The sequence below is a fragment of the Leptospira sp. B5-022 genome (assembly GCF_000347035.1).
Classification (GTDB): Bacteria; Spirochaetota; Leptospiria; order Leptospirales; family Leptospiraceae; genus Leptospira_B; species Leptospira_B cinconiae.
The window spans coordinates 32,475-45,251 of sequence record NZ_ANIJ01000025.1 but is presented as its reverse complement, the minus strand read 5'-3'; the positions used below and the strand labels follow the sequence as shown (position 1 = coordinate 45,251).

The following is a 12,777-nucleotide window of genomic DNA, read 5'->3' as shown; positions in this document are numbered from 1 at the left end:
TGAATATATTTTAGAAGGTATCATCTACAAATTTTTTATAGAATGTAGAATACTTGTAAAAATATAATCCTGCTTCCAAATACGTAAGACGAAAAAAATAAGAGAAAAGTAAGTGGCTCCTTTAAAAACAAACTCGCAATTTAAAACTTTCTTTTACTGTTCGGCAGGATAACCGCCGTAAGTCATTTTGCCCGTAAAGTAGATAGGACTTTTCTTTTCGTTTTGGAGTCGAATATTCAGGCCTGCTTGCAGAGTTTGCAACGTCTGGATATTGAACGTAGAGCCTAATCCATCCACCAAAAGTGCATAATGTATGGTCTCGTTAGGATCTTCTTCCGGATCGACATCATCCCAAACTAATGCTAGATTTCCGGATCCGTTTTCTCTACTTCTGTCGTCCGTTAAGATCGCTTCGTTCGATTCTTGTACTAGGGCTCCCGGGATCTGCTTGTTGTAGATTCGTTTTTCCGTTATTAGAACGACGTCGTTTTTATTAAAATGCGGAGGCAGATAAATTTCCGTAGGAGCATCGGAATTCCTTCCTTTCCAAACGACTAAGATGAACCTTTTATCTCCGAAATATTTTGTTCCGTTTTGGACGGTTTTGATCGCGGCCCAGGCGAATACATTATTCCATGTATCGTAGCCGATGGCATTATAATGAGAGCTTATCACTCTACCTTGGAGTTTTCTTACATAAGCTCTTTGGACCACATGGTAATCCATATTGAAAGTTGTTCCATAATTTCCGACCACGGAGAAGTCTTCGTTATTCCAAGCGTCTTTAGTGGTGATCAATTTAGAACTGTTTCCGTTCATATACTCATGATGTTTATCGTAATAATAATCCCAATGCCATTGGGTTCCTGATACGATCGGATTGTAGAAGTCCGCGAATCTAGTTTTAGTATTTTGGGCTTTGTCGGAAATTTCCATCGCTTGGTAGACTGCATTGATCATTCTAGGAGTGTCTTTTGCACCTACACCTTTTAACCACATTCCGAATTCACTTAAGAAAGATGGAATATTCAAGAATCTAGCTTCTTTTCGGATCTCATCCAGGTATTTGAAATACGTGGCATTGTCTATCCCGGTCAGATCCGTTCCCATTCTTCCTGCATCGTAAAAGTGAGAGTTAAATGCGAATCCTTCTCCTGGAAGGGTTGTTAAATGTCCACCTCCGGTTGCCGGAGCTACTATGCCTACGTTGGTGTTCCAAAATACCAAAGGTTCTGCGAATACCAGTTTATTCTGCCATCCATTTTGGGTAAGTGTTTCCCTTACCTTTCTATAAAAAGGCCAGAGTTTTTGATTATCCCATTGAGCTGGACTTAAACCCTCCATTCCTCCGTCGACAGGCTCATTAAACGGATCTAATCCGACTATATAATCGAATTCTTCGGGACTCAATTTCTCTTTAATATAGGCCGCCGTCTTTCCTATTTGCCAGAGATACTCGGTTTGAACGTATCTTGTACCGGAAGAAGTTGAAATGGATGCATTATTCCAGAAGTTACGGAAACCTCTACGGACTGCCTCGTTTGTAAGATTATTCTGGCTCCAGTTAGCGCATATAATGCCGCAATATTCGGAAGGATAAGAACTTCCGGAAATAATCCAGGAAGGTGCTCCGTTTCCGGTATGCCATGAATTTTTATTAAAAAGGTGTCTTGAGTAAAGATCTTGGTGGTAATCCAAAAGAATATACATCCTTTTAGAGATCGCTTTTCTCATTTGAGAAATGATTGAGTCCAAATATGGATAATTGATCGTATTTACGGAAGGATGTGTTCCTTCCCACGCGATCGTGAAACGGATCATATTGGCCCCGGTTGTCTTGCCTAATCGGTTAAAAGCAGTTTCCGCATCCGAATCGTTAGCAAACGGTTTAAATCCGTGTTGAGCAAGTTTTACATTTCCAGAAATATTAAATCCTCGGAAGGATACTTCTCTTCCGAAACCGTCTAGGAAAATTTTATCAACGGTTCCATTATAAGTTTTATCTCCAACTAAGATCTTCCGCTCTAATTCGTTGTTTATATAGTCCAGATTATGGTTAGCGAAAACGTTCGTATTTGATTCCAAAACGGAATATTCGGATCCGGAATTCGGATTAGGTTGATTCCCAAGTAATCCGAGTAACTCCGGAGAGATGTTTTTTTCCGGAGTGCAGGCAAAAATGCTGATAGCACCGAGGCAAATTATGTATTTTCGTATTCTCTTCATGAGCAAACAAGATAGTAATGCCTTCCAGATCTCCAAGTCATATTTGATAATATGGAAATTTATAGACTTTGCATATTTTTCCTCTTACTAAATAACTATGTTAAAATTAAGTTTTTTGAAATTGTTTTATAATTAAGGAAATCTGCGGATACTTATATTTCACTTAATAAGAATAAAAAGAAAATACGAGTGAAAATTCGTTAGATTAGTCAACCTTCATGTATCAGAATAATGATTTTAAGACCGACATTCGGATTGTTTGATCTGAAGGGTCATGCGCCAAGTGTAGAAAAAAATATACACTTAGAAAAAGTCTCTCCGAATGATTAATCGACTGAGATCGTATGCGAAAATTTCCTCTTTGAGGCGGTTACAAATTCAAGATAGTCGATAGATCCCGTGTTGCATGTTGTGAATACTAAATGAAAAATAACGGAAAGAAGAATTTGTAAAGAATCCTTTCTGCTAGGTATTCTTTAGGTATTATCTAAATTTTTAATCGGTCACTATGCAATGAAGAATACAATTTTGGAAGAGGTAAACAAGCGGTTAAAGACTCTATTAAGACGAACGGATTTTTAAAGAACGAGTTTGCAGAAGAATTGGATCTGCTTGAAAAGAATAATTTTTGGTTTCGTTTGTTGGAATTCCAACAAACTTAGAATGGCAAATTTTAGTTGCGGAAGATCGAGTTTTATGATAGGGGAGATGCGGAGTGTAAATTTCTCCACCGCTACGCTCCGGCCCCCACCCAAATAGGGCGGGGCCGCCCGCAAGCTAAACCAAACCTACTGTAGATTGCTCTTAGCGCGAGTCCACAAAAGAGCTTTCTATCCTCGGTTTTTCTCCGCTTGTTTCGAGTATTTTCTTTGATATACAAATCGGATTGCTTCCGCTTCCAACCAAGGCACAGGTTTTCCACCCCCTAAAATACGAGATTCTACGAAAGCTTTACTTGCTTTTTCCAGAACCATACATACAGCATGCACATCATCCAAACTTTTATGGGCGCATAGAGCTCCGGCGTTTTGGAGATACACTGCGTTCCTTCTTCCTATAGCGGAGATGATCTTTTTTAGCCCTTTTTCATCGTTTGCGTTAGGCACAACTTTTGCGTTTGGCCCTACAATTTGAGCCATATCGTCCAAGAAAGGGCGAACGGTCTCTCCCGCCATCGAACATGTCATCACGTTTTCCTGAGTGGAATGAACGATAACGTTGAATTCAGGTCTTGCTAAATAGAGAGAAAGATGTTGTGGAGCTTCGTCCGGGATATCTTTCGGAAAGATCTGATTTTCTTCCAAAGGAATTTCCAGAAGCGCATTCTTCGCTTTTTTGCCGATCGTATTTAGATCCGATTTTTTTGGAGTGATCCAGATACTTTTTCCGATCTTAACACTGGCGCATCCGTTCTTCGCTAAAATTCCTTCCTTCACTAATTGAGGCAGAAATTTTTGAAGATCCATCGGGCTATCAGGCGCTTTCATGCTGTTTTTACCAATCCGTAGTTTTTGAGATACCAAGAACGAATGGAATCCCTGTCTCCTTTTTTGTAACCGGAAACTTTTAAGAATTCTTTCTCTATAAATAGCTGGCAGACTCGTTCTAATTCGAGTGCGACTTGGAATGCATCTTCCATGTCTTTTCCAACACAAAGGGTTCCGTGGTTTGCTAATAGTACCGCTTTACTTCCGGATTTATCCAATGCATGGATTGCCATCTTGATCAATTTTTTGGTTCCAGGAAGAGAATAGTCGGTACAAAGCACCGGACCTCCGATGATCTTTTTCATCTGCGGATTTAACACAGGGACATCCTTTCTAGCGGCTGCAACCACCGCTGCCTGTAGCTGGTGAGTGTGGATAACTGCACCAATGTTCGAACGGAGTTTGTAAGCTGCGGAGTGGAGTCCTTTTTCATAGGAAGGTTTGATCTTTCCGATATGAGTTAGGTCGTCGATGTTTACCTGTACGATCTCCTCAGGAGTTAGATCTTCATAAGTTCTGCCGGTTGGAGTGATCGCAAAATAATTTTCATCGATACGTTGGCTGATATTTCCCCAAGTCCTTGCGATCAGACCCGACTTAAGAAGTCGGATCCCGGTATCTCGAACGATTTTTTTGGCCTTATCTATTTCCATGTTCTTCTCCTATTCAGCGGACCTAGGGTTATACACCTTCGACTTTTTGGAAAACTCTTTCGAATCTTTTTAAAGCGTCGTCGATGACCGCGTCCGTGTCGGCTGCGCTCGTATACAATCGGCTTCCTGCTAAAGTAACGATACCTTCCGCCATGTAAGCCGCTCCCATTTCTTCCATCGCTTTTTTGCGAGTGTGAGCTTCTTTGATCGTGGATTTGATCTTCCAGAATTTTTTGATATCGATCTCTAAAAGCATGGTTCCGACGGTTTCCAAGTGGCAGATAGAACCTTGATTGAATGCTACGAAAGGTAGATTATACTTCTTAATTAGTTTTTGTAAACCTGCAGTGATCCTATCTCCCGCTCTTCCTGCTTTTTCACAGGCCTTTTGTTTTTCGATTTCTAAAAGAGTATAATAACCTGCAGCAGAGCTGAGAGGGTTCGCTGCCATAGTTCCGCCGATCAAAGCCTTTTTGACACCGGTTTGGAGTCCTGCAGAAAGATACTTCATGTATTCCTTCTTCCCACCTAATCCTCCTGCGGAAGGATAACCACCGGCTACCACTTTACCGAATACGGTTAGATCGGGAGTAACTCCGTAGTAACCTTGCGCCCCGCTTAGACCGATACGGAATGCGGTAACAACTTCATCAAAAATTAGTAATGCTCCATATTTGTCGCAAAGTTCCCTGACTCCTTTATTGAAGTCCATATCTATAGGGCGAGTTCCACTTTCCGGTCCGATCGGCTCCAGGATAACTGCAGCAGTACCACCTCTCCAGCGGTTTCTTTTTAAGGTTCTTTCCAATGCGTTTAGGTCGTTCGGATAGAATTCTTGGGTATATTTGAAAACATGTTTCGGAATTCCGTGCGATTCAAAATGTCTGGTACCCGGAAGACGGAGTCCGTAAGCAAGCTGATCACTCCAACCGTGATACGCGCCTCCCATCTTCACGATATTTTTCTTTTTAGTGGCAAGTCTAGCGACACGGATAGATGCCATACAAGCCTCCGTTCCAGATCCTAACATACGGAACATCTGCACAGAAGGCATGTGCTCCACGATCTTCTCCGCAAGTCTTAACTCGTATTCATGGAATAAGCCGGTCACAGGTCCTGTGGTTTCTAGAAGTTGTACCACTTTTTTGCGAATATTCGTTGGATTACTTCCTAACACGGTAGGACCGCCGGCTTGTAGGAAGTCTATGTATTTGTTCCCGTCCAAGTCGTATAAATGTGCTCCGGAAGCTTTAGTAAAAACAAGAGGGAAGGGGTAGTTGAAAGCAAGATTATGCTGCACGCCGCCGGGGATATACTCCGACGCTTCCGCGATCATGGTCTTGGACTTTGAGCATTTTTTTTCGAAATATTCCTGAAGGTATTTCTCCATTTCATTCTTCTTAATGGAGCGAATTGGCTGGCGAATCAGGTCATGAAGTTGTTTATAAACCCCCTTTACGTCTGGGTATTGAGAAATTGCGAAGCCGGTAGACATATCCTTTTTCCTTTTTTTGCGGAATATAGGTTGACAGTGAGTGAATACTCACTCACTGTCAACTAGAAAATACAGAAAAGAAGCTTTCGAGGATTTTTTCCGTATTCCGGAGCTTAAGAACCGCTTAGGTAGTAAATATAGGGAAGTACAGTGACCGAATTTATCTCATCAAAATACAATAGGGATACTTTTGATAAGATCCCGGAAGAAAAAAGGACCAGGATACTTTCCGTAGCGATTGCAGAATTTGCGAACCGAGGGTTCAATAATGCGAACACGAATATTATCGCAAAGAAGGCCGGTATCTCCGTTGGCTCTTTGTACAAATACTTCGATACAAAAGAGGATTTTTTTCTTACAGCTGTAGGTTACGGGATACATCAGCTGGAAAAAACCTTGGAAGAAGTCCTTAGCGAAGATAGCGACCTTTTCGGTAAGATAGAAAGAATATTAAGAATTATCCAAAAACATTCCAGAGAGAATAGAGATATCATTCGTTTATACAATGAGATCACTGCCGAAGGGAATTCCGAATTGATCCGAGGACTTTCCTCGGATATGGAAAGTGTTTCCGCTAAAGTTTATACTTCTTTATTGGCGGATGCGAAAAAGTCCGGATCTATCGGGAAAGAGGTAGACGAGAAAATTTTCGCCTTTTGCATTGATAATCTTTTTATGATACTCCAATTTTCTTATGCAACCGAGTATTATCGCGAAAGAATGAAAGTATATTTGGGAAAAGATTTCGATAACGATGAGAAGGTCGTAAAAGGAATGATGTCTTTTATTCGAAGGGCGTTGGAAAAGAAGTAATCTTAGCTATCGTGCGAAATTCATTCTATACATCACTCCGAACTCCAAAGAAGACGCTCTATTAGTAGCCGGTGTGGATTTTGCGGTTGCATCTATCAAAAAATTACTGAGGAAGACTATGTCTATTGGAGGTGGAGATGTCGCATCTCCTAGTCCTTGAAATCTTTGTTCCATTGAATTTACCGTATACTTCCATTCGAATAATTGGATCCCTACCCAGAAAGAAATTGTAGGAGTCCAGCGATAGAATAGCTTATTCGAAAAATTGAATCCTTTTGCAGTCCAAGTCGTAATCAGATCGGATCGGTAATAATCAAAAAAAGAACCATCTATAGAGCTTGCCGTTCCAACTGCGGCCGCGTACTGAATACCGGTCAGAGATAAATAATGAAGTTCGATCCTATCCTCCCATTTCTCCCCCAAACGAATTGTTGTTTTTACCCCTATCGAAGGTCCTTTCAAGATCTCCAGAAAATTATAATTAAATTTGGTCACAGAAAGTAACAAGTTCGCAAAATAATCGCTAGAGGTACTGTTATTATCCTCAGTTTTACCCCAAAACTGCGAATATCCAAAACTAGGTCTTATATCAAATTTTTGATTGCTGAAGGCTAAGTAAGAAATGTCTAACTTTAAAGAATTTTGTTTTTCAGGAAACGTTCCTTTATTTTCCTGAAGGAAGGAATTTCCTCCATATACAGTAATTCTTTCCGACGTTTTCCCGCCGAAGTGATTTGCAGTTAATCCGAATCCGAATTTTTTCCAATAATAGATCGCCCCCATACTATAAGCAAGGCCACGTTCATAGGCGGAATCGTCTACTTGAGTAGGAATGCCGTTTAGGGTGTTGATCTTTGCACTCATACGACCCGTATAATTTTCAGTAGGAGGACGATAAGAACCCATCCCTGCTCCGAAGTAGATCTCTAGATCCTTTCTGTCTGCTTGATCGATCGTATAAGGGCTAGTTGTTTTGTCTATTTCCGGTTTTTTGCTCGGTTCAGGGGCTGGGGGAGGAGGTTCTTCCACAACTGTAGTTTGTTGTTTTAATTTTTCTTCCGACTCTTTCTTTTCTTGGACGGTTGGCTCTTTGTAACTAACTCTTTGGATATCTTTCTTGTTGAGTTGTTTGATCTTTCCGTCTTCCATTTTGATCTGCATCGTGGTGGCGGTTTGTTGGATCACGTCTCCTCGCAAGATTTGACCGTTTCTCATATAGATAGTCTGATGTTCTGCAAGCAGTGCGGCCATGGGCAAAGCTAATAAAAGGATGAATAAGTAAATTCTTATGTTAGAGCTTCCCATAACGCTGGCTATTAGAGCAAATCTTAGTTGGGTGAGCAATAACTTATTAAATGGTTAGAGATAAAAGATGCGCTAATTCTTCGATTATTATTGAATGGGGGTGGGGGAAATAAGGGAACTGTTCGGTCTTGGAGATTACCACAAATAGGGAAAAATGTACGCGCCAAAATACGGATTATAAACCCGTTCATTTTATGGGATATTTAATCTTTTTTCGGCTCTTGGATTTCTTTTTCCCCTTGCATTGTGGGGTTTGCGACAGAGAAGATTTTTTCTCTTTGCGGATCGGTATTTGCAAAAGTTGTGTTCGGACTTCTCGGAATTCTAAACCCTCTTTCAGATGTAATGTATGCTCTTGTCCTTTGACTAATTCATCCGAAATCTGCGGTTTCTGCGATTCCAGAAATATATTCTTTGCTAAGGCGTTCAGCCTCCGTGATAGAAACGATCTTTTGGCGGAAATATTGAATAAACTTAAGGCAAACAACGAATATCCAGTTTCTATTTTTCTTTCTTTAGGAATACGAAAGGTTTTAAGAGGACTTAGGGCATTAGACTTGGATGCCTGCATACTTCTTCCCAGCTATTCAGGTAACAAAATTTTCAATCCGTCCCTTAGGCCATTCTTACCTAGCGCCAGATTGTATGAAGAGGCAAAAAGAATATTAAAAATCCCTTTAATAGAACCATTGTTGAAGAAAAGCCCGGAAAGACAGGCGGGTAAAACTTTTTCGGAAAGATTCTTTCATGCGTATTCCGCCTGGGAAATCAAATCGGATTGGAAGGATCGTTGTCCTTCTAAAATTCTCTTATTGGACGATGTTTTTACTACCGGAGCGAGCGTGAACGAAGCGAGCAGGATACTAAGGAAGAATGGTACGAAGTCGGTCTATGTTTTAACGTATCTTAGGACGTCGGATTAAACTTGACTAATCTATATATCCGTTTAGTATAGATAACAAGAGATGGTTCGTAAAATTCTGCATGTGGATATGGATGCATTTTATGCTTCCGTAGAACAAAGGGACAATCCGGATTATCGGGGCAAGCCTATCATTGTGGGAGGTCCTCCCGATTCGAGAGGAGTTGTCTGTGCCGCAAGTTACGAGGCTAGAAAATTCGGAGTTAAGTCCGCTATGCCTTGCTCCCAAGCGGCTAGACTTTGTCCCTCGGGTATCTTTGTGACTCCTCGTTTCGAGGCATATCGTAGAGTATCCTCTAAGATTAAAGAGATCTTCTTAGAATTCACCGACCTAGTGGAAATGCTGTCCTTGGACGAGGCATTCTTGGACGTCACCGAAAATAAGAAAAATATACCCTATGCAAGTCAGGTTGCAAAAGAGATCAGAGAAAGGATTTTTGAAGAGACTCAGTTAACCGCTTCAGCAGGAGTTTCCATCAATAAGTTTTTAGCCAAGATCGCTACCGATCAAAACAAACCTAACGGTATGACGATCGTTCGTCCGGAACAAGCGGAAAAATTCATAGAATCGTTGGATGTATCCGTATTTCCCGGTATCGGAAAAGTTACATTAAGAAAAATGCATGCACTTGGGATCAAAAATGGTAAGGACCTGAAAGAAAAAAGTCTGGAGACGTTGGACCGAAATTTCGGGAAATCGGGGCGCTGGTTCTATGCGGTCTGTAGAGGTTTGGATGATAGGCCGGTACAACCTTATCGAGAAAGAAAATCCTTAGGCGCGGAATCCACATTTCCAAAAGACTTGGAAAATAGTCCGGAAATATTCAGAGAACTTGCGGACATAGCGGAAGAATTGGAAAGAAGACTTCTTCAAAAACCTTTTCCAGGAAAAACGATCACCCTCAAAGTGAAATTTTCTGACTTCACGCAAAAGACCCGAAGTATTACGGAGGATTATTCCTATCTCGATAAAAACGAATTGTATCGCATCGGATCCAAACTTTTGGAAGAATTTATATTAGGATCCGGTAAAGCGGTTTTTCCGATCCGTCTTTTAGGGTTAAGTCTCTCTCATCCGGAAAATAATTCTAACCATTCCCGGATCAAGTCCGAGGAGGAAGAGGACCTATTTCCTTCTCTTTTCTGATTATTTAGGACCATCTCCTGATTCTATCCCGGACGGTACCAAATTTGCGATTCCCTGTCTTAGATTCGCCCATTCTTGCCTACATTTTTTGTCGGAATCTTTTTCCTCGTTGTAATGTAACATTGATCTTCCTGCGGCGAGACTAGCTAATTTAGAATTATCGAATATTTTCCAAGCTATACTTAAAATGAACAATCCCACAAAAGGTAAGGCGATTTTCAAGATCCCGTGATGTTTGGAATCCATAATAGACCCCAAAAAAGTACAGATAGAACCTATGCTGAACAGATACCAACCTATATACAAATAATCCTCCGAAATTTCGGATGAGGTATTGATCATGTATCTACAGAAGGATCCTTCCATCTCCACTAATTCCATTTTTCCGGAGGGAAGGAGGTTCTCTATAAACGGTTTTTCCAATCTGGATTTTCCTAGATAAGGCCGGATCTCTAGAAATAAGTTGATGCCAAGATAGAACATCCCTATGAAGAAGAGGATAAAAAAAGGTCTGTAAATAAGTTTCGTCCTTTCAGTAGATCTGTAAACTTCCAATTCGGATTCAGGAACTCCCATTTTTTTTGAGATCCTATCTTTGTATTGTTGGAAAGCTAGATTATCCATGAAAGGAATATAATCGGTAGCCGGAAGTGAGTCCTTTATCTCTTTACTTTGGAGCCAAGTATTAATTTCGTTCAAGGCCTTGGTTTTAGAAACCTTAAAATACGGAAAGATAAGACGGATGAGAAACATAATGTTTTCCTGTTATAAAATCAGAAGGACCGGATTGGCTGGACAGATTAGAAAATCGTTACGTTGTATGCAAGGCGATTTTTAGAATAAAAAGAGATATGAAGATCAAAACTTCTCTAAAATAGCTAAAATTTCTCTTCCATATTGTCTAACTTTCGCTTCCCCCATTCCTTTGATCGCCATTAGATCGTCCATATTTTCGGGTTTTTGGGAGGCGATCCTGGCAAGTACAGGATTTTGGAGAACCATAAACTTTTTCCATTTATTGCGCCTTGCAATCCGGTCTCGGAAATTTTTTAGTTCGTTTAGAATGAGTTTGTCGCCCGTAAGTTGGGCTTTTTTACGGGGTTTTTCCGGATCTTCGTTTGATATTTTAGGTTTTCCGAATGCAGTCAGGTAAATTTTAGGATATTTATCTCCCTTAACCGAAAGTTTTTTGGTCCTCTGCCAATCTTCTAAAAGTTTGAGAATGGATTCTTCCGGCACGTGCTTTAAAGAAGAATAATATTTGGACTTATCCAATCTTCTGCGAAGTATATCCTTGGATTTCGCTCCTCTTAAGGTGCCTGCGATGATCTTTTTTCCGAACTTTGCGGGATATTCCGACAAGAGTCCTTCTACCGATTCGATCTCGTCTGGATCGAAGATATGGGATTCTTTTTCCTTCTTCTTTTCCGCTTTTAATCTTTCTCTTTCCGTATAAGCTAGTCTAGCGGTATGAGAAGTTGTAGAGTCCGCGCAGGTGTCGCAGGACCCGCAGTTGGAGATTTTTTCTCCGAAATATTCGCATAAGATCTTTTGTCTGCAATCGGGTGAACTTACGTAAGATTTAACATGAGAGAGTAAGGTTTCTCCTCCCTTGTAGTTTGCTTCTTTGGATAAAAGAAAACTTTGGACGCTCAAGTCGCCTGGGAGAAAAAATAATACACAATCCGAATTTTTACCGTCTCGTCCAGCTCTTCCCGCTTCTTGGTAATAACTCTCCAAAGAAGAAGGTACCTGGTAGTGTAGGACCAGTCTTACATTCGGACTATCCAATCCCATTCCGAAAGCGTTTGTAGCTACGAGTATATTCGTTTTTCCGGATGAATAACCTTCTTGGGCTTTTTCTCTGCTGGAGTCGGTCCTTCCTGCGTGGTACTTTCCCACTTTGTATCCGGATTTGCGGAGAAGTTCAAAAATTTCATCCACCTTAGCACGAGTGGAACAATAGATTATCACCTTACCTGAAGTCGATTTATGAAAATTCCCTTTTTCTAATATTTCTAAAAGTAGATTCTCCTTTTCTCTTTCCGAGTCGGGATATACTACCGAAAATTTTAGATTTTCTCTGGCATAGGTGCCTTGCACATGTAATGGGTCTTTTAATCCTAAACTGTCCGAGATATCTTTTTTAACCCGGTCTGTTGCGGTCGCGGTCAGTGCCACCCATGGAGTTGCTCCTTGCAAATAGGAACGTAATGTATGCAGTTTTCTGTATTCTGGACGAAAATCATGTCCCCATTGGGAAACACAATGCGCCTCATCCACCGCCATTAAACTTACCGGAAGTTTCGGCAGCAGATTTAAGAAAGAGCGAGAGACAGCTCGTTCGGGAGAAATATATAATATTCTAATTTTTCCGGTTGCTGCGGAAGATAAAACCCTGACTTGTTCCAGATCGTCTTGAGTGGAATTACAATAGGCTGCTTGTATACCTCTCGCTTTTAAACCGTCCACTTGATCTTTCATAAGGGCGATCAACGGAGAAATTACTACGGTAAGGGAGTCTGACTCTGCGAAGGAAGGTAATTGATAGATGAGTGATTTTCCGGCGCCTGTAGGAAGAATGGCGAGCACATCCTTTTTTTCCAATAATGCTTGGACTGCCTCCCATTGGCCTTGCCTGAATTGGGAAAATCCGAAATGGGTATGTAGGATCTTTTTCCAATCCTCTATCGAAGAGGAGACTGTTCCAGTATTTGCGGACAAGTTGA

General features: G+C 40.9%; 10 protein-coding genes. 3 read left to right on the top strand and 7 right to left on the bottom strand.

Annotated elements, in window-relative coordinates; genetic code table 11:
- Positions 1-153: 153 nt before the first annotated feature.
- From LEP1GSC192_RS12410 to LEP1GSC192_RS12395, 4 genes are all read right to left on the bottom strand, one after another.
- Complete coding sequence (locus LEP1GSC192_RS12410; RefSeq protein WP_036090059.1) at positions 154-2,226, bottom strand: glycosyl hydrolase family 5; 2,073 nt, start codon at positions 2,224-2,226, stop codon at positions 154-156.
- An 830-nt stretch (positions 2,227-3,056) separates the two neighbouring features.
- On the bottom strand, positions 3,057-3,713 hold the full coding sequence (locus tag LEP1GSC192_RS12405) for a class II aldolase/adducin family protein (protein ID WP_020770354.1): 657 nt from the start codon (positions 3,711-3,713) through the stop codon (positions 3,057-3,059).
- Complete coding sequence (locus LEP1GSC192_RS12400) at positions 3,710-4,366, bottom strand: class II aldolase/adducin family protein (protein ID WP_008594098.1); 657 nt, start codon at positions 4,364-4,366, stop codon at positions 3,710-3,712. The genes LEP1GSC192_RS12405 and LEP1GSC192_RS12400 overlap by 4 nt, the downstream gene beginning before the upstream one ends.
- Positions 4,367-4,394: 28 nt before the next feature.
- On the bottom strand, positions 4,395-5,861 hold the full coding sequence (locus LEP1GSC192_RS12395) for an aspartate aminotransferase family protein (protein ID WP_020770501.1): 1,467 nt from the start codon (positions 5,859-5,861) through the stop codon (positions 4,395-4,397).
- Between the two features lie 150 nt (positions 5,862-6,011).
- On the opposite strand from LEP1GSC192_RS12395, the gene LEP1GSC192_RS12390 reads away from it, so the two are divergent.
- On the top strand, positions 6,012-6,674 hold the full coding sequence (locus LEP1GSC192_RS12390) for a TetR/AcrR family transcriptional regulator (RefSeq protein ID WP_020770418.1): 663 nt from the start codon (positions 6,012-6,014) through the stop codon (positions 6,672-6,674).
- Between the two features lie 6 nt (positions 6,675-6,680).
- Here the strand turns inward: LEP1GSC192_RS12390 and LEP1GSC192_RS12385 are convergent, their stop codons facing one another.
- Positions 6,681-7,889 carry an LA_0442/LA_0875 N-terminal domain-containing protein gene (locus LEP1GSC192_RS12385; RefSeq protein ID WP_036090125.1) on the bottom strand — a complete coding sequence of 403 codons (1,209 nt, stop codon included), beginning with the start codon at positions 7,887-7,889 and terminating at the stop codon, positions 6,681-6,683.
- A gap of 554 nt (positions 7,890-8,443) precedes the next feature.
- Between LEP1GSC192_RS12385 and LEP1GSC192_RS20070 the strand changes: the two genes are divergently transcribed.
- Positions 8,444-8,902, top strand: a complete 459-nt coding sequence (locus LEP1GSC192_RS20070; protein WP_232421018.1) for a ComF family protein — start codon at positions 8,444-8,446, stop codon at positions 8,900-8,902.
- Between the two features lie 42 nt (positions 8,903-8,944).
- Entirely contained in the window at positions 8,945-10,048 is a 1,104-nt protein-coding gene (gene dinB / locus LEP1GSC192_RS12375) for a DNA polymerase IV (RefSeq protein WP_020770428.1), read from the top strand.
- On the opposite strand, the gene LEP1GSC192_RS12370 is transcribed toward dinB, so the two are convergent.
- Positions 10,049-10,801, bottom strand: coding sequence for a hypothetical protein (locus LEP1GSC192_RS12370; protein WP_020770472.1), 753 nt, complete (start codon positions 10,799-10,801; stop codon positions 10,049-10,051). It abuts the gene before it with no gap.
- A 105-nt stretch (positions 10,802-10,906) separates the two neighbouring features.
- Positions 10,907-12,772 carry a RecQ family ATP-dependent DNA helicase gene (locus tag LEP1GSC192_RS12365; RefSeq protein ID WP_020770463.1) on the bottom strand — a complete coding sequence of 622 codons (1,866 nt, stop codon included), beginning with the start codon at positions 12,770-12,772 and terminating at the stop codon, positions 10,907-10,909.
- Between the last annotated feature and the right edge of the window lie 5 nt (positions 12,773-12,777).